This window comes from Pseudomonas sp. SF2 (genome assembly GCF_036858055.1).
Classification (GTDB): domain Bacteria; phylum Pseudomonadota; class Gammaproteobacteria; order Pseudomonadales; family Pseudomonadaceae; genus Aquipseudomonas.
The window spans coordinates 19,123-40,376 of sequence record NZ_JAMBDI010000012.1 but is presented as its reverse complement, the minus strand read 5'-3'; the positions used below and the strand labels follow the sequence as shown (position 1 = coordinate 40,376).

Sequence of the window (21,254 nt, the reverse complement as noted above, 5' to 3'; positions counted from 1 at the left end):
AGCACACCTCCCCACCCCCAAAGCGTTACACAGGAGAGATGCCATGAAACTCAATACCTTCGTCAGTGCCAGCCTGTTCGCCGTGCTCAGCTTCGGCGCCATTGCCGCCCAGGCCTCCACGATGCCGATGAACGATACCGGGGTCATGCAGTACCGTTACGGCGACCACCTGGATGTGAAGAAAGTGCTGTCGATACAGGATGACCAGAGTGATGCTTGCGGCCTGGTGAACACCCGCATGGACTACCTCGACTCCAAGGGCCAGCAGCAGAGCGTGCAGTACCGTACCTACGCCACCGGCGGTTGCCATGAGAATTGATCGACGCTTGTTGTTGAAGGTTGGCGGCATTGCCCTGGCGCTGGCCGGCCTGGGCCTGGCTGGGCACCTGATGGCCCGCGACAGCTACGGTGCCATGCCGTCGCTGTCGGGAGCCAGCCAGTGGCTCAATTCGGCGCCGCTGGATGGCCCCGGGCTCAAGGGCAAGGTGGTGCTGGTGGACTTCTGGACCTGGGACTGCATCAACTGCCGGCGCAGCCTGCCCCATGTGAACGAATGGGCGCGGCGCTATGCCGACCAGGGCCTGGTGGTGGTCGGCGTGCACACTCCGGAGTACGACTACGAGCACGATGTGGGCACCTTGCGTGACAAGGTGGCCAGGCTGGGGATCGGTTACCCGGTGGCGGTGGATAACGACTACAAGGTGTGGAATGCCTGGGGCAACCAGTTCTGGCCGGCGCACTACTTTGTCGACCGCAAGGGGCAGGTGCGCCATGTGCACTTTGGCGAGGGGGATTATGGGGGGCAGGAGCAGGTTATACAGGCGTTGCTGGATGAGAAAGAGTGAGTGGTCTGTGCCGGCCTCTTCGCGGGTGAACCCGCTCCCACAGGTACTGCACCGCTTGCAGGCTGTGCGATCCCTGTGGGAGCGGGTTCACCCGCGAAGAAGCCAACAACGATCTGTCAGGTGAAACTGGCGAAATGCGCCTGCATCCGCGCCGCATCCGCCTGGCGCCCGCTGAACAGCTCGAACGCCTTCACCGCCTGGAACACGGCCATATTGCTGCCGTCCAGGGTGCGGCAGCCCAGTGCCCGGGCGGCGCGCAGCAGTTCGGTTTCCAGCGGGAAGTAGATGATCTCCGCCACCCACAACTGCGCATGCAGCAGCTCCACCGGCAGCGGCGTGCCCGGCAGCTTGGCCATGCCCACCGGCGTGGTGTTGACCAGCCCGTCCGCCTCGGCCAGAGCCGTGGCCAGGTCAGTGCCGACCACGGCGCGCCCGGCACCGAAATGGGCATTCAGGTTGTCTACCAAGGCTTGCGCACGGGCCGCATCCACTTCGAACAGCACCAGCCGCTCGACCCCTTCACCCAGCAGGGCATGGGCTACGGCGGAACCGGCGCCACCGGCACCCATCTGCACCACCTGGCGCCGTGCCACGTCGGGCAGGCCACGGCGCATACCTTCGGCAAAGCCCAGGCAGTCGGTGTTGTGACCGACCCGCTTGCCGTCCTTGAGCACCACGGTGTTCACCGCGCCGATGCCGCGGGCTTCGTCCGACAGTTCGTCGAGCAACGGCAGGATCGCCTGCTTGAACGGGTAGGTGATGTTGAGCCCGGTAAAACCGGTGTGTTGGGCGGCGTCGAGCAAGCCGGGCAGGGCGCTGTCGTCCAGGTGCAGCTGGTCGGCATCGATCAGCCGGTACAGGTAGCGCAGCGCCTGGGCATCACCTTCGTGTTCGTGCAGGGCTGGGGTGCGCGACAGCTGGATGCCGCGGCCGATCAGGCCGGCGAGGATGGCTTGCTGGCTCATGCGCCGTGCTCCTGCACCCTTTCGGCGAAGTGGCTGATGGCCATGCGGTAGCCATGGCTGCCCAGGCCGCAGATGACCCCGACGGCGATGGACGATATGAACGACAGGTGACGGAACGGTTCACGCTTGTGCACGTTGGACAGGTGCACTTCGATAACCGGCACTTCGCTGGCCACCAGGGCATCGCGGATGGCCACTGAGGTATGGGTCCAGGCACCGGGGTTGATCACGATGCCGGCGCAGCGACCACGAGCGGCATGGATCCAGTCGATCAGTTCGCCTTCGTGGTTGGTTTGGCGGAATTCAATTTCCAGGCCATGGGCATGGGCAGTATCGGCACAACCCCGGGCCAGGTCGGCGAGGGTTTCGTAGCCGTACTGGGCAGGCTCGCGGGTGCCCAGCATGTTCAGGTTGGGGCCGTTGAGCACGAGAATAATGGGCTTCATTACGGGCATCGCTTTGTTGTTGTTGGATTCACCTAGTTTTGTACCGCCTGGTTAGTTTAGTCAATTGGACTAAACCGCTGTACCAGGAAAGTGGGCGATTATCGAACCCTGCATGTACACATCCCCGGCAGGAGAGAACGCAGGCTGGATTACAGAATTGTAATTTTTCCGCCACCCCCCCGATAAGCACGGCTTTTTACAGTTCCTCGCCAAAGCTCGCCGACGAGGACCTGTTTCGTGCCCATTCCCCGCAAGACCGCCTTGCTCTGTCTGTTGCTGGCCGGCGCCGCCAGCGCCCAGGCCAGCCAGAGCCTGAGCCTGCCCCAGGCGCTTGACGCCGCCTTTGCCCAGAACCCGGAACTGGCCGCGGCTGGCCGGGACATCGGCATTGCCGACGGCGAGCGGCGCCAGGCCGGTCTAATCCCCAACCCGGAACTGTCCTGGGAGGTCGAGGACACCCGGCGTGACACCAGCACCACCACTGTCACCCTCAGCCAAGCGCTGGAGCTGGGCGGCAAGCGCGGCGCACGCATCGCCGTGGCCGGTGCCGGCCAGGCCATTGCCCAACTGGACCTGGAGCGCCAGCGCAACGGCCTGCGCGCCGATGTGGTGCAGGCCTTCCATGCGGCCTTGCGCGCGCAGACTGCGCTTGAACTGGCGCAGCAATCGCAGGCGTTGACCGAGCGTGGGCTGCGGGTAGTGCAGGGGCGGGTGACCGCCGGCCAGTCATCGCCCGTGGAGGCCACCCGGGCCCAGGTGCAGCTGGCCCAGGCCCAGGCCGAAGTGCGCCGTGCACAAACCCAGCGCAGCGTGGCCTATCAGGCCCTGGCACGGTTGACCGGCAGCCCGTTGGCAAGCTTCGACCAGTTGCAGGCCGCCGACCTGTCCCCCGGTGACGCGCCCAGCGCCGACGCCCTGCTCAGCCAGGTCGAGCAGACGGCCGAATGGCGCCTGGCCGCCGCCCAGGTCGAGCGCGGCGACGCGTCCCTCGGGTCGGAAAAGGCCCTGCGCATTCCCAACCTCACCGTCAGCCTGGGTAGCCAGTACAGCCGCGAAGACCGCGAGCGAGTCAATGTGGTGGGCCTGTCGATGCCCTTGCCGTTGTTCGACCGCAACCAGGGCAACGTGCTGGCCGCGGCGCGCCGTGCCGACCAGGCGCGTGACCTGCGCAACGCCGTGGAGCTGCGCTTGCGCAGTGAAACCCGCAGCGCCGTCAGCCAGTGGGCCACGGCCATGCAGGAAGTGCAGGCCTACGACCGCACCATCCTGCCTTCTGCGCAGCAGGCCGTGGACACCGCCACCCGCGGTTTCGAAATGGGCAAGTTCGCCTTTCTCGATGTACTCGACGCCCAGCGCACGCTGATCGAGGCACGCGGGCTGTACCTCGAGGCACTGGCCTCGGCGACCGACGCGCGGGCGCAGGTCGAGCGGATCTATGGCGACCTCGATGGCCTGAGCAACAAATTGAACAGCAGGAGCAACAATGACTAATCCACGCAAGATAGCCCTTCTGGCTGCCGCCATTGCCGCGCTTGGCCTGGGTGGCCTGGCCTGGACCGACAACCTTGGCAAGGCGTCGAGCACGCAAGCCCGGCACGACGACCACGGCGACAGCCACGGCCACGGCGAGGAACAGGCCGGCGAAGGCCACGAAGAAGAAGAGGGCAAGCTGCACCTGTCCATCGCCCAGATCGAAGTGGCCGGTGTGCAACTGGCCAACGCCGGCCCTCGTGAGCTGGGTACCGCCATCAGCTTCCCGGGTGAAATCCGCTTTGACGAAGACCGTACCGCCCATGTGGTGCCACGCGTGCCCGGCGTGGTCGAGGCGGTGCAAGCCGAGCTGGGCCAGGCGGTCAGGCGCGGCCAGGTGCTGGCGGTAATCGCCAGCCAGCAGATTTCCGACCTGCGCAGCGAGCAACAAGCTGCCCAGCGCCGCCTGGAACTGGCGCGCCTGACTTTCCAGCGCGAACAGCAGCTGTGGCAGGAACGCATCAGCGCCGAGCAGGATTACCAGCAGGCCCGCCAGGCCTTGCAGGAAGCCGAGATTGCCCTGGCCAACGCCCGGCAGAAGGTCGCCGCCGTGGGGCCGGCCGGCACCGGCAACCGCTATGAACTACGCGCGCCGTTCGATGCAGTGGTGGTGGAAAAGCACTTGACCGTGGGCGAGGTGGTCGATGAGACCAGCAACGCCTTCACCCTGTCTGACCTGAACCGGGTCTGGGCCACCTTCGCCGTCGCCCCGCGCGATCTGGACAAGGTGGTCACCGGCCGCAATGTCACGGTCAGCGCGCCGGACCTGGGGGCCCAGGTCGAGGGCAAGGTCAACTACGTTGGCAGCCTGCTCGGCGAGCAGAACCGCGCTGCCACTGTCCGCGCCACCCTGGCCAACCCCAACGGCGCCTGGCGCCCGGGGCTGTTCGTCAATGTTGCGGTCAGCGTCGAGCGCTTCAAAGCCGCCGTGGTGGTGCCGGAAAGCGCCCTGCAAACCTGGGAGGAGCAGACCGTGGTGTTTGCCCGCACCGATGAAGGCTTCGAGGCCCGCCCGGTGAAGACCGGCCGCCGCGACGCCGGCCAGGTGGAAATCACCACCGGCCTTGCCGCCGGAACCCAGGTGGCCGCCGCCGGCAGCTTTGTCCTCAAGTCCGAGCTGGGCAAGGGCTCGGCCGAGCACAGCCATTGATCACGGGGACGCCTGCATGTTCGAACGCCTGATCCAATTTGCCATCGAGCAGCGCCTGGTGGTGATGCTGGCCGTGGTCCTGATGGCTGCGGTGGGTATCCACAGCTACCAGAAACTGCCGATCGACGCTGTACCGGATATCACCAACGTCCAGGTGCAGATCAATACCGCCGCGCCCGGCTATTCGCCGCTGGAGACCGAGCAGCGCATCACCTTCGCCATCGAGACCGCCATGGCCGGCCTGCCTGGGCTCAAGCAGACCCGCTCGCTGTCGCGCTCGGGCCTGTCGCAGGTCACGGTCATTTTCGACGACGGCACCGACCTGTTCTTCGCCCGTCAACTGGTCAACGAGCGCCTGCAAGTGGCACGCGAGCAGTTGCCCGATGGCATCGAAGCGGGCATGGGGCCGATTTCCACCGGGTTGGGCGAAATCTTCCTGTGGACGGTGGAGGCCGAGCAGGGCGCGCTGAAGGAGGACGGCACGCCCTACACCCCGACTGACTTGCGGGTGATCCAGGACTGGATCATCAAGCCGCAACTGCGCAATGTACCCGGGGTGGCCGAGGTCAACAGCATCGGTGGCCATGCCAAGCAGTACCTGATTGCGCCGGAGCCCAAGCGCCTGGCGGCCTACAAGCTCACCCTCAACGACCTGATCGCGGCGCTGGAACGCAACAACGCCAACGTCGGCGCCGGCTACATCGAGCGCAATGGCGAGCAGTTGCTGATCCGCGCGCCAGGCCAGGTGGCATCGGCCGAGGACATCGCCAACATCGTCATCTCCAGTGTCGACGGCACGCCAATCCGCGTCAGCCATGTTGCCCAGGTCGGCCTGGGCGAAGAGCTGCGCTCGGGCGCGGCTACCGAAAATGGCCGGGAAGTGGTGCTGGGCACGGTGTTCATGCTGATTGGCGAGAACAGCCGCACGGTGTCCCAGGCGGTCGCCGCCAAGCTGGTGGAGATCAACCGCAACCTGCCCAAGGGCGTGGTCGCGGTGACGGTGTACGACCGCACCAATCTGGTGGAAAAGGCCATCGCCACGGTGAAGAAGAACCTGGTCGAAGGGGCCATCCTGGTCATCGCCGTGTTGTTCCTGTTCCTGGGCAACATCCGTGCTGCGCTGATCACCGCCATGGTCATTCCGTTGTCGATGCTGTTCACCTTCACCGGCATGTTCAGCAACAAGGTCAGCGCCAACCTGATGAGCCTGGGCGCACTGGACTTCGGCATCATCGTCGACGGCGCGGTGGTGATCGTGGAGAACGCCATCCGCCGCCTGGCCCACGCCCAGCAACGCCATGGCCGCATGCTGAGCCGCGCCGAGCGCTTCCATGAAGTGTTTGCGGCCGCCCGTGAGGCGCGCCGGCCGCTGATCTACGGCCAGTTGATCATCATGGTGGTGTACCTGCCGATCTTTGCCCTGACCGGGGTGGAGGGCAAGATGTTCCACCCTATGGCCTTTACCGTGGTCATCGCCCTGCTCGGTGCCATGATCCTCTCGGTTACCTTCGTGCCAGCGGCCATTGCCCTGTTCGTCACCGGCAAGGTCAAGGAAGAGGAAGGCCTGGTAATGCGCACGGCGCGTCAGCGCTATGCCCCGGTGCTGGCCTGGGTGCTGGGCCGGCGCAAGCTGGCGTTCGCCGCCGCCGCCACCCTGGTGTTGTTGTCCGGGGTAATGGCCAGCCGCATGGGCAGCGAGTTCATCCCCAGCCTCAGCGAAGGCGACTTCGCCCTGCAGGCCCTGCGCGTGCCGGGCACCAGCCTGTCGCAATCGGTCGACATGCAGCAGCGTCTGGAACAGGCGATCATTGCCCAGGTGCCGGAAGTGGAGCGGGTGTTCGCCCGCACTGGCACCGCCGAGATCGCCTCCGACCCGATGCCGCCGAACATATCCGACGCCTATGTGATGCTGCGTTCGCGTGAGCAATGGGGCGACCCGGGCAAGCCGCGTGATGAGCTGATCGCTGAGGTACAACGTGCCGCTGCCAGCGTGCCAGGCAGCAACTACGAGCTGTCGCAGCCGATCCAGTTGCGCTTCAACGAGCTGATATCGGGGGTGCGCAGCGATGTGGCGGTCAAGCTGTTCGGTGACGACATGGACGTGCTCAACCGCACCGCCGCGCAGATCGCCAGCAGCCTGCAAGGTGTGCCGGGCGCGTCCGAGGTAAAGGTCGAGCAGACCACTGGCCTGCCGGTGCTGACCATCGATATCGACCGCGACAAGGCGGCACGCCATGGCCTGAACGTGGGCGACGTGCAGGACGCCATTGCCATTGCCGTGGGGGGCCGCACGGCCGGCACGCTGTACGAAGGTGACCGCCGTTTCGACATGGTGGTGCGCCTGTCGGAAACCCTGCGTACCGATGTCGACGGGCTGGCCAGCCTGCTGATTCCGGTGCCGGCCAGCGCTGCAGCGGGTGCCGGGCAGATCGGCTTCATCCCGCTGTCGCAGGTGGCCACGTTGAACCTGCAGCTGGGGCCGAACCAGGTCAGCCGCGAGGATGGCAAGCGGGTGGTAGTGGTCAGTGCCAACGTGCGCGGGCGTGACCTGGGCTCGTTCGTCGAGGAGGCCGAACAGACGTTGATCGAGCAGGTGCAGATACCACCGGGTTACTGGACACGCTGGGGTGGCCAGTTCGAGCAGCTGCAGTCGGCGGCCGAGCGTCTGCAGGTGGTGGTACCGGTGGCCTTGCTGCTGGTCATGGCACTGTTGCTGATGATGTTCAACAACCTCAGGGATGGCCTGCTGGTGTTCACCGGCATTCCGTTCGCCCTCACTGGCGGGGTGCTGGCGCTGTGGTTGCGGGACATCCCGTTGTCCATATCCGCTGGCGTGGGGTTCATTGCCTTGTCGGGGGTGGCGGTGCTCAACGGGCTGGTGATGATCGCCTTTATCCGTGGCCTGCGGGAGGAGGGGCGTACGCTGCGGGCGGCCGTCGAGGAGGGCGCGCTGACGCGCTTGCGGCCGGTGCTGATGACGGCACTGGTGGCGTCGCTGGGGTTCATTCCGATGGCTTTGGCTACCGGGACCGGGGCCGAGGTGCAGAGGCCGCTGGCGACCGTGGTGATTGGCGGGATTCTGTCCTCCACTGCACTGACCTTGCTGGTGTTGCCGGCGTTGTATCAGTGGGCGTATCGGCGCGAAGAGGTGCAGGAGGGTTGAGCCCCCGGGGCCGCGTTGCGGCCCTTCGCGGGCTTGCGCGATCCCTGTGGGAGCGGGCAAGCCCGCGAAGGGCTGCAAAGCAGCCCCCAAAATATCAAACGGTACTACGGGCTCCGGGCCGCGCGCTTTCCGTTCCCGCCTCATCATGCAACGAAATCCGCGAAGTCTCCGGCAACGCCAACCCACCCACCAAGGCCACCAGCGCAATCACCACCAGGTAGAACGCCGGTGCCAGGCTGCTGCCGGTCTGCCCGATCAGCCAGGTCGCCACCAATGGCGCGGTGCCGCCAAACAGGGTATAGGCCACGTTGTAGGTAATCGCCGAAGCGGTATAGCGGGTGCGGGTAGGGAAGCTTTCCGACAGCAATGCCGCCGTGACCACACCACTGCACAATGCCCCCACTGCCAGCAGGATCACCCCCAGCAGCGCGCCGGACATCGAGCCGGAGCTGGCCAGCCAGTACGCCGGGAACACGCACAGCATCACCCACAGGCAGGTAAAGCCGATGGTCTTGCGCCGCCCTACGCGGTCCGAGAACGCGCCGGCCAGCGGGCAGCCGACGGCGGCGAACAACAGGGCCACGGTGGTCACCAGCAGCGATTGCGCGCGGGTCAGGTTGCCGACCAGTTGCAGGTAGGTGGCGAAGTAGGTGGTGAACATGTAGAACGACAGCGCGGTCAGCGAGATGAAGGCCCCCAGATTGCGGATCGCCCGGCCATGGTTGCGCAGGGTTTCCTTGAGCGGCGAATGTTCATGCTCCTTGCCCTGGGCGATGGCTTCGCGGAACGCCGGAGTTTCTTCCATGCGCCAGCGCAGGTACAGGCCGACCAGCCCCAACGGTGCCGCGATCAGGAACGGGATGCGCCAGCCCCAGGCATTCATCGCTTCGGCCGACAGGCTGGCTTCCAGGCCATAGGCGATCACTGCCGCACAGGCAAACGCGGAAAAGGTCGAGACCGGCACGAAGCTGCCATAGAAGGCGCGCTTGTCGTTGGGCGCGTGCTCCATCAGGTAGGCGCAGGCCCCGGCATATTCGCCACCGGCAGAAAAGCCCTGCAGGCAGCGCGCCAGGGTCAGCAGTGCGGGGGCTGTCAGGCCGATGCTGGCGTAGGTCGGCAGCAGGCCGATCAGGGTCGTGGAGCCGGCCATCAGCAGGATGGTCAGCGACAGGATGCGCTTGCGCCCCAGGCGGTCACCCAGCGCGCCGAACACGATGCCGCCCAGCGGGCGCAGGGCGAAGGCTACGGCGAACACCGCAAAGGTCTTGAGCAAGGCCACGCTGGCGTCTTCGCCGGTGAAGAACTGGCTGGCGATCAGGGTAGCGAGAAAGCCGTAGACGGCGAAGTCGAACCATTCGACGAAATTGCCGATGGCCGAGGCGGCTATCACCCGGCGCAGTGTGGCGGGGGATACCTCGTGAGGTGTGGGCATGCGAGTGCTCTCCGGTTCCATTGGCAGGCATGATGAAAGTGGCGCGGTCGGGCCGCGCCATCATTGTTGTGCTTGCCAGTAGATAACCGGGCGCTGGAGGACGCTTTGTCGAGGGCGACCTCGGGATACCTGAATCAACCGCGAGTTGTTCGCTTTGCGCGGTCCGCTCCCACAGGAGCCAACGCAGGCCGGGGTGTTCATGCAAGACAAGCCATGCGCTCAGAAACGCATGTCCAGCGCCAGTTCGAAAGTGCGCGGCGGCCCCATGTAGTACTGGCTGTTGTAGGCCTGCTTGGCATACACCTCGTCGGTCAGGTTGCGTACCCGCCCGGTGAGTGAGGTGTGTTCATCCAGCCGGTAGCGGGCGAACGCGCCGAACAGGGTGTAGGCCGGGGCCTTGAGGCTGTTGGCATTGTCGGCATACACCGAGCCCACATAGCGCCCGTCTGCCCCCACCGACCACGCCGGGGTCAGGCTGTAGGTCAGCCACAGGTTGGCGATGTTGCCCGGTACGTTCACCGGTGCGTTGCCCTTGCGCGACACCGACACGCCATTGACCGCCTCGTTGAACTCGTCGTACTGCGCATCGACGTAGGCATAGTTGGCCTCGGCCAGCAGCTTTGGTGTCACCTGCAGCCGCCCGGACAGCTCGACACCGCGCGAGGTCTGCTGCCCGGCCTGGACCGTGAGGTTGGCGTCGTTGGCGTCGCGCACGGCGAAGTCCTTGCGCACGATCTGGTACAGCGCCAGCGTGGCCGCACCGCGCCCGTCGAGAAAGTCGAACTTGCTGCCCACTTCCCACTGCTCGCCCTTGGACAGGTCGAACAGCCCGACGTTGGAGTAGGTCGCTGCCGCCAGCGAGCCGGCCGGCAAGTCGGCGGAGGTACTGTACTGCGCATAGAGGCTGGCCGAGGGCGTCAGCGCATAGGTCAGGCCGATACGCCCGGAAAGCGGCTCCCAGCGCCGCTCGAAGAACGCCGGCGAGGTTGGCGTCACCGCGCCGTAGTTGGTCACTTGCATGTCCAGGTAGTCGTAGCGCAAGGCGGTCAGCAGGGCCAGGCGTTCGGTGAGTTGCAGGCGGTTTTCGGCAAACACTGCGCGGTTGGTCACCTCGTGACGGCGTTGCTTGGTCAGGCCGGCATTCACCCCGGGGATGTCGTCGAAGCTGCCGGGGTCGAAGTGCTCGGCATCGACCACGTCGCTCCAGCTGCTCGAGGTGGGGTAGAGGGTCTGGCGCATGCGCGAGTACTCCAGCCCCAGTGACCACTGGCTGGCCAGGCCGAACAGCTGGTTGTCGTGGCGCAGCTCGATGCGGTCGCCCAGCAGGTTCTGGTCATGGCGCTGCAGGTAAGGGCTGCTGCGGCGTACCTTGCCATCGTCGGTGTAGCTGTAGCGTTCGAGGTTGCGGTAGTCGCGCTGGGCGTTGTAGTGGTACAGCGTGTTCTGCACGCTGGTGCTGTCGCTGAGCTGGTAGTCGAGGATCGAGCGCAGCCAGCGTACCCGCTGCTCATAGCGCCCGTCGCCGACGTTGTAGTTTTCGAAGCGGCGGCTGTTGTCGATTTTCATCGTGCTGCGCCCGGGCAGGATCGGTGAGCCCCAATACGGGCTGTCTTCGCGATCTTCCTGGTACTCCACGGCCAGGGTATGGGTGAGGTTGGGGGCGAGGTCGCTGAGCAGCGAGAAGGCCAGGCTGTCGGTGTGCCGTTCGTTGCGGTCGATGTAGCCGTTGCCATGCCCACGGCTGAAGTCCAGGCGCATGAAGTGGCGGGCATCGGCGGGGTTGCTGGCCAGTGCCTGGTTGATGCCGAACGCCACTTCGCTGTCGTCGAAGCTGCCATAGCGGATACGGCCGTCGATGGTCTGTTGATCGCGGCTGGCCAACTTGGTGATGTAGTTGATCGAGCCGCCTACCGCGCCCGCACCATGCAGGAACGACGACGGCCCGCCGATCAGCTCGACGCGGTCGAGCACCCAGGCATCCACTGGCCGGGTGGCGCTGCTGTAGCCCAGGTTGATGCCGTTGTACAACTGGGTAACCTGGTTCTGGGTGAAGCCGCGGTAGGCGACGAAGCCGCCAAAGCCGGGGTTGGCCGAAGCGTTGACGCCGGTCATGGCGTTGATCACGTCCTGGCTGTCCTTGGCGTCGCGCTCTTCGATCAGGCGGCGGTCCGAGACACTGACCGAGGCAGGCGTTTCTCGTGCGGTGAGGCCCAGGCGCGAGCCGGTACGGATCGGCTCGTCCAGTTGCACGCCGCTGGCGGCGTCGCGTTCACCGTCGATGGTGGTGGCGCTCAGTTCAACCGGGGCAGCGTCCGCCCAGGCAAGGCTGCAGGTGCCCATGAGGAGCACCAGGGAGGTATTGCGAAGCATGTTGGTGTGTCTTCCACGCAAAGGTCATGGCTGACCGCGAGCGCGCGCAATCAGGCGCGCCCGGCTGAGGTCAGGCGAAATGAAGTACGGCTGCGGGGAAAGAGGCGGGGGAGGCGCGGGGGTTGAGGGCGGGGCGTTGATAGCGTGGCGGCGGTTGCGCCCAGCTGCGCACCACGATGGGCGAGGTGGCCACGGCTTGCGCCGGGGTGAACGACCAGCCGCCGCTGCTGAGCGGCACGGCCAGGCTGAACGAGGAACACACTGGGCAGTCGAGCTGGGCCATGTGCTGGTCGCCGCCCGCGCCATCCAGGTCGATGGCTACACCGTGTTCGCTGTTGACCGAGCAGAAACCGCCTTCCAGGCCGGCCAGGCGCAAGCCACCCATCTGGCCGTGGTGCAGGCCGCACAGCACCAGGCTGAACAGGACGCTGGCGTAGAGCGTCCAGGCAGTCAGCGTGCGGGTGTGCCGGGTGGTTTTCATGGCGGCGAATCTATCATCCGGATGAACGCTCGGGTAGTGCTTCGGGCTCAAGATTTTTAGTAGGTGGCATTGGTCTGCGGGTCGAGGTCGACCAGCAAGGTCCGGTAGCCTTCGGCGGTACTGGCGGCGGCAAGGTTGCAGGCGATGCTGGACTTACCGACACCGCCCTTCTGATTGAAAACCACAGGACGCATGAGGCGTTCATCCATGACTGAAACGCGACAGTTTCATGACAAGGATTGTTACAGCCAGCTAAGTTCATTTCTTCATGTGGCAATGGGGCTGCCTTTAGCGGTGTAGTGTCTGTTCCGGCCCTTTCGCGGGTGAACCCGCTCCCACAGGTTATGCACCATCCTTAAGGGCGGCGGGGTGTGGGAGCGGGTTTACCCGCGAAGATGCCAGAACAGGCAAGCAAGGGCGCTCAGGCAACGACTACTCGATTACGCCCCTGCTGCTTGGCCCGGTAAAGCGCCTGGTCAGCCTCGCTCAACGCATCCCCCGGTTCGCTATCGGCCTCGCCATCCCAACGCGCAACCCCTAGCGACACCGTCACCGCCCCCGCCGGCTCCACCGGGGTATCCTGCACCGTCACCCGCAGCCGTTCGGCCACCGCTGCTGCAACGTCCAGGCTGGCCCCTGGCAGCAGCATCAGGAACTCTTCGCCGCCGGTGCGGCACAGCAGGTCACCCTCGCGGCAGCAGCGGCGCATCAGCTCTGCGAGCCGGCGCAGCACCTGGTCACCTATTTCATGCCCGTGGCAGTCATTTACCCGCTTGAAATGGTCGATATCCAGCACGATGGCCGCAAATGCCCGACCCTCGGCTTCCAGCAGCGACAGGCTGAACTCCAGGCTGCGGCGGTTGCCCAGGCCGGTCAGCGGGTCGGTCTGGGCGTCGCGGTTGAGCCGGCCAATACGTTCCTGCAGCAGGTTGAGCCCGAACAGCAGCGCGCGCTTGAGCTCGGCCGCTTCGAAGTACCAGGCTGGTACCCGATGCAGGCGCTCGGCAGTGCCGGCACGGTCCATCGAGCGGGCGCCGGCGGCAAGCTGCCACAGCGGCCGGGCGATGGTCATGGCCAGCCACCACAGCAGCAAGCTGCCCACCAGCGCCAACGGTACGGAGGTGCCGACCACGTTGAGGATCAGGTTGCTCAGTGGCGCCAACGTCTGAGTCAGCGGCTGCTGCGCCACCACGCCCCAACCGGTGCTGGGTACGGTGGCGAACCCGGCGAGCATTTCCACGCCGAGGCTGTTGGTCAGTTGCCGGGTACCGCTGCCCAGGGTCGTCAGCTGGTCGATCAATGCGTTGCCTTCAACCACCGTGCCCACGCGCTGGCTGTCGGGGTGGTACAGCAGACGGCGGTTGCGGTCGACCACGTACAGGTAGGAGCCGTCCTTGTAGAAATGCTCGCCCAGCAGGCTGTTGAGGATGTTGTGTTTACGCAGGTACAGGCTGCCGCTGACATACCCCAGGTAGCGGCCATTGCTGTCGAAAATGGGTTGCGACAGCGCCACCACCAGGTTATTGGCCGCCGTCACGTAAGGCGTCGACACCAGTGCTCGGCGCGCGTGCAGCGCCTCTTGAACGCCGGGCGACTGCATGTGCCTGCCGACCAGGTGCCGCAACGGGGCGGGGGAAATCGCCAGCAGCACCCCGTTGGCATCGATCACGAACGTGGAGTTGAAGGCCAGGCTCTGGCTCAGGACACGCTCGGTCTCTGCCTGCAGGGCAACGGCGTCACCGAACTGCCGGCCTTGCACGCCAGCGCTGAACGACAGTTGCTGTAAAGCGTTGCCGATAAAGGTCTCGGTGATGGTGGCCAGTTTCATCGCGTACACCCGGTTGGCTTCCAGGGCGTGGTCGATGAGCAGTTGGCGCTGCACCCGGTAGCTGGCGAAATAGCTGGCGCACAGCATGACCACGGCGGTAAGGGCGCAGAGCACCAGAATGAGTGTGCGTAAATCCAGGCGCAATCCGTGCTTGGTGTGTGGCAATCCTGACCTCGGGTGATCGAAAAACAGCTATGAAATGGGAATAACCTTACGCGTTATGGCCGCAGCGGGGAACCACGCTCAGGAGCCTGCCTTTTCCAGCGCGTCCAGTTCGTCTTCGACCTGTTGCATGCGCTGCTCGGCCAAGGCCTGCACCTTCGCGTCGCGGGCGGTCTCGCGCATCAGGGCGGTCAGCTTCTCGCTCAGGCGCTTGCCGGCCTCGGTGTCTTCCAGGGCACGGGCCTTGGCCGGGTCCTGGGTGGCCTCGACGATGGTGGCGAACTCGGCATCGCTGAAGTTCTTTTCGCTGTACAGCCGGAACAGGTCCTGGCGCTGGTCCTCGACGGTCAGGTACTTGCGTAGCACGCCCTGGATGGTCGCCTGCGACAGCTGCGGGTGTGTGCGGCCGAGCAGCGCTGCCATGCGCTCGATGTTGTGCGTGTAGGCATCCTGCAGCGGCAGCTGGGCCAGGATCTGTTCTTCACGGGAGGGTTGCTGGTCGCAGGCGGTGAGGGCGGCAGTCAGCAGCAGGGGCAACAGCAACTTCTGGAAGCGAGGCATGGCGTGGCCTGGTTGGGCAGTGAGTGCTGCCGATTATACCGATGTCGGCCGTTGTGGCTGCGCTGGCAGGTCAGAAAGTGCCTACAAAGATGCTGCTCAGCTAATCGACGCGTTCATTTCAAAACCTGCCCGGGTTGCTTACCTTCCGAGGTGCACGGATTTTTCAATGCACCCAAGGGAGATTCACGATGACGCACATGGCCCTGTACAAACTCAAACTGCTGGACGAGTTCGAAGACCGCAGAGACCTGTGGACCTTCGGTGATTTCGAGAACAGGTTGATGGACCTGTGGCGTGGAGCGACGCGGCATGACGCCAAAGGCATCATCCATGCGGCGCACAAGGAAAGGCGCTGGCCCAGGACCGTGAAGCGCTACCTGCTGACCAATTACCGGGTGTTTGGCAATGTCAGCTCAGAGCTGGAGCGGACCTTTGCCGAGGTGGTGGCGACGCTGAGTGCGCAGGAACGGGCGGAGTGGGGGTTGCAGCCTGTTGGCAGTTCGGTCGTCTGATCGGTTTTTGGGGCCGTCATGCGGCCCCAGGATCTTTCCGACCACGCGATACATCAGAACTCACCCCCCAACGGCCATTCCACCGCCAACCGTATCTGGTCCCCATCCAGCTCCGCCTGCGCCGTGTTGCCCCGATGCACGTCATGGCGCAGCGAAAACACGGTGCCCTTGGCCTTGCCACTCTGTACCACATACCGTGCCTCGAGGTCGCGCTCCCAATGTTTGCCCCCCTTGCCATACCCCAGGTACGCATACCCGCCTGCAGGGTCGACATGAGTGCCGTCGATATCGAACCCGCGCACGTACAATGCCGTCAGGTTCAACCCTGGCACGCCGTAGGCGCCCATGTTCAGGTCATAACGCGCCTGCCACGACTTCTCGTTCGGCGCGTTGAAGTCCGACATCTGCACCGCGTTGGCAATGAAGATCGCCCCCCGCGTCACGTAGTCGAATGGCGTGTTGCCGTCCACCTGCTGCCAGCCCAGGCTGAAGCCGTGCGGCCCGTGGTTGTAGCGTGAGACCAGGCTCCAGGTGGTGTTGTCGATGCGCCCGGACAGCGCCTTGCCGGTGTCGGTGGTGCGGTACAAGTTGAGGTCGAGGCTGAGGCTGCGGCGCTCATCCAGGGCATGGCTGAGGGTGCTGCCCAGGTAGTGCTGGTTCCAGCTGTCCTGGTAGCGGGAGGTGTACAGGCTGCCGCTGAAGGCGGCGCCGGGGTTCCACACCACGCCAGCCAGGTCGAAGCTGTTGCCCTGGCGGCCGTTGGAGTAGTTCACCACGAAGCCCTGGTCGTGGCTGGAAGCATTACGGTCGGTACTCTCGTTGAAGTGCCCGGCCACCAGCTTTAGGGTGTCGAATTCGTTGCTGGCAAGGAAGAAACCGGTGGCTGTCTCGGGTAGCAGGCGGCTGTCCGAAGAGCTGAACACCGGGGTCTTGACCCGTTGCTCACCGTAAGACAGCACGGTATTGGACATGCGCAGTTTCAGTGCCGCGCCGGCACGGCTGTATTCGTTTTTCGGGTGCCCCTCGTTATCCACCCCGAGCAAGCGCGCCTTGCCTGCGCGCCCGCCGCCGCTGTCAAGTTGCACACCCAGGTAGGCGTGGGCATCGACCCCGACACCGATCAGCCCCCGGGTGAAGCCGGACTGAAAGGTGCCCATCAGCCCATAGGCCCATTCCTCGGCCTTGCCGTTGCGTTCACTGCGCGGCTTGTAGGCGTTGCGCGCGGCACTGTTGCGCCCGCCATGCTTGTAGTCGCGCTGGTCGAATACGCTGCGGTTGAGCAGGCTCCAGCGGCCATCCTCGACAAAACCGTTGCTTTGCGACTGGGCGGATTCGGCCAGCGCGGCCGGTGCTAGCAGGGTGCCGGTGAGCAGCAGGGCGACAGGGCGCGGCATGGGCAAAGCTTCCTGTTCAGGAGGCGCGAAAACGCAAGATGCGTGCGCCGTCGAAGGGGTCGGTGAGGTAGTGGGCGTGCACGCCGAAAGTGCTTAGCAGGCGCTCGGGGTTGAGCACTTCGAGCGGTTTGCCGAGGGCGACCAGGCGGCCCTTGTCGAGCACCGCGACGCGGTCGCAGGTAAGTGCCTGGTTGAGGTCGTGCAAGGCCACCAGGGTGGTCACCGGCAGGGCTTGCACCTGTTGCAGCAGGCCCAGCTGGTGCTGGATATCGAGGTGGTTGGTCGGCTCGTCCAGCAGTAGCACCTGCGGCCGTTGCGCCAGGGCACGGGCGATGTGCACGCGTTGGCGCTCGCCACCGGACAGCGAGCCCCACAGGCGTGTGCGCAGGTGCAGGGCGTCGAGGTCGGCCAGGGCCTGTTCGACGATCGCGCGGTCTTCCCGGGAGAACGGCGCCAGCGCCGACAGCCAAGGGGTGCGGCCCAAGGCAACGGCGTCGAACACGCTGATCGCATCGAGGGTATCAGCCTGCTGTTCGACCAGCGCCAAGGCCTGGGCGACACGGCGGCGGGGCAATTGTGCCAGCGGCTCGCCCAGCAGCTGCACGCAGCCGCTGCCTGGCTTGCGCAGTCCGGCCAGCACCTTCAGTAGCGAAGACTTGCCGGAGCCGTTGGGGCCGACGATGCCGAGGGTTTCACCGGCGACAACGCTTAGTTCGATATCGCTGAGCACGCTATTGCCGGCCAGTTGCAGCCCCAGGCTCTGGCAACTCAAGGGGGCCATCGGTACAGCCGTCATGACCGTCATGGGCGCCCCCGGCGGCTGACCAGAATCAGCGCGAAGACCGGTGCGCCGAGCAGCGCGGTGACCACGCCAACGGGGATCACCTGGCCAGGAATCAAGGTGCGCGACAGGATGTCGGCAGCAATCAGAAACAGTGCCCCGCCCAGGGCACTGGCAGGCAGCAGGCGGCTGTGCCCGGGGCCAAGCAGCAGGCGCAGGGCATGGGGAATCACCAGCCCGACAAAACCGATGGCGCCGACGATGGACACCATCACGGCGGTCACCAGTGCCGCGCAGCTGATCAACAGCAACTGGGTACGCCGTACCGGGATGCCCAGCGACGCCGCCGAGTCGGCACCGAAGGTGAAGGCATCCAGCGCACGGCGGTACCACAGGCACACCACCAGCCCGAACAGCGCCACTGGCACGGCCAGCCACACCGAAGGCCAACGCACGCCACTGAGGTTGCCCAGCAGCCAGAACAGGATGCCGCGCGCCTGCTCGGCGGTGGCCGACTTGGTGATGAGGAAGGCGGTGAGGGCGTTGAACAGTTGCGAGCCGGCGATCCCGGCGAGGATCACCTGGGCGTTGTTGCTGCCCGGGCCGGCTGCGCGGGCCAGCACCAGCACCAGGGCGAATGCTGCCAGGGCGCCGATGAAAGCGCCGCCGGACATGCTCAGCGCCAGGCTGCCCAGGCCCAGCAGGCCGACCAGCACCGCACCGGTCGAGGCGCCGGCAGACAACCCCAGCAGATAAGGCTCGGCCAACGGGTTGCGCAACAATGCCTGGAGGATCACGCCGCAGATGGCCAGGCCGGCGCCGCAGGCCGCAGCGACCAGGGTGCGGGTCAGGCGGTAGTTCCAGATGATGCCGGCGTCGATCGGGTCGACCGGGTAGCCGGCCTGCCACAGGTGGTTGGCCAGCACCTGGCCGACCACGCCGGGTGACAGGTTGGTTTCGCCGATGGCGGTGCCGGCCAGCAAGGCCGCCAACAGGGCGACCAGGGCAACAGCGATGGGTAACAGGCGCATCATCACTGGGCTGCTTTGCCGCTGGCGAAGGCGGCGGCCAGCGTCTGCAGGCCGCTGAACAAGCGAATGCCGGCCTGCATGGCGTCGGCGTCGAGGATGATGATGCGGTCGTGCTTCACCGCATCCATGTTGCGCGTTACCGGGTCGCTGCGCAGGTATGCCAGCTTCTTCTGATAGTCGTCGGCGGGGTAGCGGCGGCGGTCCATGCGGGCGATGATCAGCCAGGTGGGGTTGGCCTTGGCCAGGGTTTCCCAGCCAACGGTCGGCCACTCTTCGCTGGACTCGACCACGTTGCGCACGCCGAGGGTGCGCAGCATGAAATCGGCGACCCCCTGGCGGCCTGCTACGTAGGGGTCGATGTGCAGGTCGGCGCTGGAGAACCAGAACAATGCCGAGGTGGTGGACAGATCCTTGCCGGCCAGTTGCGACTTGGCGCTGTCCAGGCGGTTTCTGAGCTCGGCATTCAGGGCTGTGCCACGGTCCTGCACGTCGAAGATTTCCGCCAGCTGGCTGACGCTCTTGTAGATGCTTTCGACCTGGAACGCCTGCAGGCGGGTGCCGTCGGCGCCCACCAGGTTGTCCTTGCCTTCGCAGTCCGACGGCAGCAGGTAGGTGGGGATACTCAGTTCATCGAACTGCTCGCGGGTGCCGACCGCCCCCTGGGCACCGACCATCCATTCGAACTGCACCGTCACCAGTTGCGGGCGCTTGCCCACTACTGCCTCGAAGCTGGGCTCGTTGTCGGCCAGGCGCGGCACCTTGTCGTTCTGCACCTGGTACTCGGGCAGCACGTTGTTGAACCACAGCGAGGTGGCCGCCAGTTTGTCACCCAGCCCCAGCGCGTAGAGCATCTCGGTACCGGCCTGGCCAATGGTGACCGCGCGCTCCGGCGCCTGGGCGAAGGTTTGCGGTTTGCCGCAGTTGTCGACCGTCAGCGGGTAGTGGGTGGCAGCAGCCTGGGCCAGGCCGGTGAGGCCGAGGCTGGCGAGCAGGGTGGCAAAACGGGGCAGCATGCTGGGCGATCTCCTATCGGACAGTTCGGGTGAGGAACGCACGGACAGGCATCGCCGAGCCCCCGCTGGCGGCAGGGGCAACACTGATAGCCAATCCCGGACACCCCGCCGGTTGGTGAATGTAGGCCGGCAGGTCTCCTGACTGGTGCGTCATGGCCTGGCTCCGCCTTCCCGGGTTGGTGGCCCAGTGGCATCGATGGAGCAGGCTCGGCACCTACAGTTGCGGGGGCAGTTCCGTTTGGCCCGAATTGGCGGGCCTGGGATTCCCTATTGATTCCGTGGTGGAAACCGGCGGCCGGCATGGTAGACCATCGCGCCGCCGGGTGAAAACGCTTTTCAGAAGTACTTCAGCCAGGTGATGTCGCGCCGCCGCGCCTTCAGGCGGGCGAACCAGCGTACCGGCAGGTACAGCGAAACCGCCAGCAGCACCGCCCCCAGCCACACCGCGGCGATGCCGTCGAAGCCGAAGTAGTCGCCATGGTTGCGGCCGAACAGCGCCACGCTGGCCAGGTACAGCAGCTTCAGCACATACAGGTGCAGCAGGTAGAAGAACATGGGGGCTGCACCGAACACCGCCAGGGCGCTGATCCAGCGGGCCTGGCCGGCGCGTTCGAAAGCGCGCAGCAACAGCAGGCCACAGCCCAGGGTCAGGGCCAGGAACAGCAGCGACGGTGGGTACTTGGTGATGTTGAAGAAGCTCATCAGGGTTTGCGTGAGGGTTGGGTAAGCGCTCCACGGCGCCTCGCCGTAGCCGTTGAGCAGGCGCAGCACGACAAAGCCCGGCAGCGCGATCAACCCGGCCAGCAGCAGGCGATGCTGGCGCTGGCCGGCCTCGCTGCCACGGGCGAACCACGGGCCAAGGCCGTAGCCCAGGGCGATGACACCGATCCACGGCAGCACCGGGTAGGAGGTGCGCAGGCGCAGGCTTTCGGAGAACTCAAGCCAGCCCCGGTCATGCAGGATTGCCCATGGCACGTGCAGGGCGGATTCGGCACCAAAGTGCAGGCCATCGAGCAGGTTGTGGCCGGCGATGATGATTGCGCCCAAGGCGATCAGGGCGGCACGTGGCAACCAGACCAGCAGCGACAGGGCGATCATGCTGACGCCGATGGCCCAGATTACCTGCAGGTAGATGACGCTGGGCGGCAGCTGGAAGGTCCAGGCGAAGTTGACCAGGGTGAATTCCAGCACCACCAGGAACAGCCCGCGCTTGAACAGGAACGCCGAGACATCGCCGCGGCCCTGGTGTTTCTCGCCGTACAGCCAGGCTGACAGGCCGGTCAGCATGACGAACACCGGCGCGCACAGGTGGGCCAAGGTGCGGCTGAGGAACAGCGAGGGCTCGGTGGTATCGATGGCCATCGGGTCGCTGACCTGGCGGTGCAGGAAGAAGGTTTCGCGGACGTGGTCCAGGAGCATGAACAGGATCACCAGACCGCGCAGGGCATCGATGCTCTGCAGGCGCTGGGTGAGCAGGGTGGGGGTGGCACTGGCGCTTGTCATGAAAGTTCGCTGGTAGGAATGGATGTCAAATGAAATGTTATCTTATAACTAAATAATCATGGATTGGTAGATTTTTTGTGCTGCCTG

The 21,254-nt window shown here is 65.4% G+C and carries 18 protein-coding genes, 1 pseudogene and 1 riboswitch; of the genes and pseudogenes, 6 read left to right on the top strand and 13 right to left on the bottom strand.

Annotated elements, in window-relative coordinates:
• The first annotated feature begins 43 nt into the window (after positions 1–43).
• Together M2S36_RS09290 and M2S36_RS09285 are read left to right on the top strand one after the other, a co-directional pair.
• Positions 44–319 (top strand): DUF2790 domain-containing protein, encoded by a 276-nt coding sequence (locus M2S36_RS09290; protein ID WP_233694274.1) that lies wholly within the window; start codon positions 44–46, stop codon positions 317–319.
• On the top strand, positions 309–845 hold the full coding sequence (locus M2S36_RS09285; RefSeq protein ID WP_233687780.1) for a thioredoxin family protein: 537 nt from the start codon (positions 309–311) through the stop codon (positions 843–845). The genes M2S36_RS09290 and M2S36_RS09285 overlap by 11 nt, the downstream gene beginning before the upstream one ends.
• 116 nt (positions 846–961) lie before the next feature.
• Here the strand turns inward: M2S36_RS09285 and M2S36_RS09280 are convergent, their stop codons facing one another.
• Both M2S36_RS09280 and aroQ read right to left on the bottom strand, forming a co-directional pair.
• Positions 962–1,810, bottom strand: coding sequence for a shikimate dehydrogenase (locus tag M2S36_RS09280; RefSeq protein ID WP_241106490.1), 849 nt, complete (start codon positions 1,808–1,810; stop codon positions 962–964).
• Positions 1,807–2,256: a type II 3-dehydroquinate dehydratase gene (gene aroQ, locus M2S36_RS09275; protein WP_207837374.1), complete on the bottom strand. Its 450-nt coding sequence runs from the start codon at positions 2,254–2,256 to the stop codon at positions 1,807–1,809. Before aroQ ends, M2S36_RS09280 begins: the two co-directional genes overlap by 4 nt.
• Before the next feature lie 237 nt (positions 2,257–2,493).
• Between aroQ and M2S36_RS09270 the strand changes: the two genes are divergently transcribed.
• Genes M2S36_RS09270 through M2S36_RS09260 form a run of 3 tightly spaced genes read left to right on the top strand, consistent with a single transcriptional unit; the run spans position 2,494 to position 8,099 of the window.
• Positions 2,494–3,747: a TolC family protein gene (locus M2S36_RS09270; protein ID WP_233687779.1), complete on the top strand. Its 1,254-nt coding sequence runs from the start codon at positions 2,494–2,496 to the stop codon at positions 3,745–3,747.
• On the top strand, positions 3,740–4,936 hold the full coding sequence (locus M2S36_RS09265; protein WP_333957040.1) for an efflux RND transporter periplasmic adaptor subunit: 1,197 nt from the start codon (positions 3,740–3,742) through the stop codon (positions 4,934–4,936). Before M2S36_RS09270 ends, M2S36_RS09265 begins: the two co-directional genes overlap by 8 nt.
• Before the next feature lie 16 nt (positions 4,937–4,952).
• The gene (locus M2S36_RS09260) at positions 4,953–8,099 is read left to right on the top strand and encodes an efflux RND transporter permease subunit (RefSeq protein WP_333957039.1); all 3,147 of its coding nucleotides are present in this window, start codon (positions 4,953–4,955) and stop codon (positions 8,097–8,099) included.
• Between the two features lie 94 nt (positions 8,100–8,193).
• On the opposite strand, the gene M2S36_RS09255 is transcribed toward M2S36_RS09260, so the two are convergent.
• The 6 genes and pseudogenes from M2S36_RS09255 to M2S36_RS09230 all read right to left on the bottom strand — a co-directional run bounded on the left by M2S36_RS09255 (position 8,194) and on the right by M2S36_RS09230 (position 14,933).
• Entirely contained in the window at positions 8,194–9,531 is a 1,338-nt protein-coding gene (locus M2S36_RS09255) for an MFS transporter (RefSeq protein WP_207837362.1), read from the bottom strand.
• Between the two features lie 219 nt (positions 9,532–9,750).
• Positions 9,751–11,901 (bottom strand): TonB-dependent receptor, encoded by a 2,151-nt coding sequence (locus tag M2S36_RS09250; RefSeq protein WP_233687777.1) that lies wholly within the window; start codon positions 11,899–11,901, stop codon positions 9,751–9,753.
• A 70-nt stretch (positions 11,902–11,971) separates the two neighbouring features.
• On the bottom strand, positions 11,972–12,382 hold the full coding sequence (locus M2S36_RS09245) for a DUF2946 family protein (protein WP_233694278.1): 411 nt from the start codon (positions 12,380–12,382) through the stop codon (positions 11,972–11,974).
• A gap of 59 nt (positions 12,383–12,441) precedes the next feature.
• A pseudogene (locus M2S36_RS09240) lies at positions 12,442–12,576 on the bottom strand (ParA family protein); the annotation flags it as partial.
• Between the two features lie 227 nt (positions 12,577–12,803).
• On the bottom strand, positions 12,804–14,375 hold the full coding sequence (locus M2S36_RS09235; protein WP_233687775.1) for a sensor domain-containing diguanylate cyclase: 1,572 nt from the start codon (positions 14,373–14,375) through the stop codon (positions 12,804–12,806).
• Positions 14,376–14,453: 78 nt separating this feature from the next.
• Positions 14,454–14,933 (bottom strand): hypothetical protein, encoded by a 480-nt coding sequence (locus M2S36_RS09230; protein WP_233687774.1) that lies wholly within the window; start codon positions 14,931–14,933, stop codon positions 14,454–14,456.
• Positions 14,934–15,121: 188 nt separating this feature from the next.
• Between M2S36_RS09230 and M2S36_RS09225 the strand changes: the two genes are divergently transcribed.
• A complete protein-coding gene (locus M2S36_RS09225) occupies positions 15,122–15,445 on the top strand; it encodes a hypothetical protein (protein ID WP_207833873.1) in 324 nt (107 codons plus the stop codon).
• Positions 15,446–15,498: 53 nt separating this feature from the next.
• On the opposite strand, the gene M2S36_RS09220 is transcribed toward M2S36_RS09225, so the two are convergent.
• From M2S36_RS09220 to M2S36_RS09200, 5 genes are all read right to left on the bottom strand, one after another.
• Entirely contained in the window at positions 15,499–16,839 is a 1,341-nt protein-coding gene (locus tag M2S36_RS09220) for an OprD family porin (RefSeq protein ID WP_207833865.1), read from the bottom strand.
• Positions 16,840–16,855: 16 nt separating this feature from the next.
• A complete protein-coding gene (locus M2S36_RS09215) occupies positions 16,856–17,644 on the bottom strand; it encodes an ABC transporter ATP-binding protein (RefSeq protein WP_207833863.1) in 789 nt (262 codons plus the stop codon).
• Positions 17,641–18,654, bottom strand: a complete 1,014-nt coding sequence (locus tag M2S36_RS09210; RefSeq protein ID WP_233687772.1) for a FecCD family ABC transporter permease — start codon at positions 18,652–18,654, stop codon at positions 17,641–17,643. Before M2S36_RS09210 ends, M2S36_RS09215 begins: the two co-directional genes overlap by 4 nt.
• Entirely contained in the window at positions 18,654–19,664 is a 1,011-nt protein-coding gene (locus M2S36_RS09205) for an ABC transporter substrate-binding protein (RefSeq protein WP_333957035.1), read from the bottom strand. Before M2S36_RS09205 ends, M2S36_RS09210 begins: the two co-directional genes overlap by 1 nt.
• 111 nt (positions 19,665–19,775) lie before the next feature.
• Positions 19,776–19,972, bottom strand: a riboswitch (cobalamin riboswitch).
• A gap of 28 nt (positions 19,973–20,000) precedes the next feature.
• Positions 20,001–21,167, bottom strand: a complete 1,167-nt coding sequence (locus M2S36_RS09200) for a DUF1624 domain-containing protein (protein WP_207833858.1) — start codon at positions 21,165–21,167, stop codon at positions 20,001–20,003.
• Positions 21,168–21,254: the final 87 nt, after the last annotated feature.

Coding starts and splice junctions, on each gene's coding strand:
- M2S36_RS09290 (WP_233694274.1), top strand. CDS start 44: ATGAAACTCAATACCTTCGTCAGTGCCAGCCTGTTCGCCGTGCTCAGC.
- M2S36_RS09285 (WP_233687780.1), top strand. CDS start 309: ATGAGAATTGATCGACGCTTGTTGTTGAAGGTTGGCGGCATTGCCCTG.
- M2S36_RS09280 (WP_241106490.1), bottom strand. CDS start 1,810: ATGAGCCAGCAAGCCATCCTCGCCGGCCTGATCGGCCGCGGCATCCAG.
- aroQ (WP_207837374.1), bottom strand. CDS start 2,256: ATGAAGCCCATTATTCTCGTGCTCAACGGCCCCAACCTGAACATGCTG.
- M2S36_RS09265 (WP_333957040.1), top strand. CDS start 3,740: ATGACTAATCCACGCAAGATAGCCCTTCTGGCTGCCGCCATTGCCGCG.
- M2S36_RS09260 (WP_333957039.1), top strand. CDS start 4,953: ATGTTCGAACGCCTGATCCAATTTGCCATCGAGCAGCGCCTGGTGGTG.
- M2S36_RS09255 (WP_207837362.1), bottom strand. CDS start 9,531: ATGCCCACACCTCACGAGGTATCCCCCGCCACACTGCGCCGGGTGATA.
- M2S36_RS09250 (WP_233687777.1), bottom strand. CDS start 11,901: ATGCTTCGCAATACCTCCCTGGTGCTCCTCATGGGCACCTGCAGCCTT.
- M2S36_RS09245 (WP_233694278.1), bottom strand. CDS start 12,382: ATGAAAACCACCCGGCACACCCGCACGCTGACTGCCTGGACGCTCTAC.
- M2S36_RS09230 (WP_233687774.1), bottom strand. CDS start 14,933: ATGCCTCGCTTCCAGAAGTTGCTGTTGCCCCTGCTGCTGACTGCCGCC.
- M2S36_RS09225 (WP_207833873.1), top strand. CDS start 15,122: ATGACGCACATGGCCCTGTACAAACTCAAACTGCTGGACGAGTTCGAA.
- M2S36_RS09220 (WP_207833865.1), bottom strand. CDS start 16,839: ATGCCGCGCCCTGTCGCCCTGCTGCTCACCGGCACCCTGCTAGCACCG.
- M2S36_RS09215 (WP_207833863.1), bottom strand. CDS start 17,644: ATGACGGTCATGACGGCTGTACCGATGGCCCCCTTGAGTTGCCAGAGC.
- M2S36_RS09210 (WP_233687772.1), bottom strand. CDS start 18,654: ATGATGCGCCTGTTACCCATCGCTGTTGCCCTGGTCGCCCTGTTGGCG.
- M2S36_RS09205 (WP_333957035.1), bottom strand. CDS start 19,664: ATGCTGCCCCGTTTTGCCACCCTGCTCGCCAGCCTCGGCCTCACCGGC.
- M2S36_RS09200 (WP_207833858.1), bottom strand. CDS start 21,167: ATGACAAGCGCCAGTGCCACCCCCACCCTGCTCACCCAGCGCCTGCAG.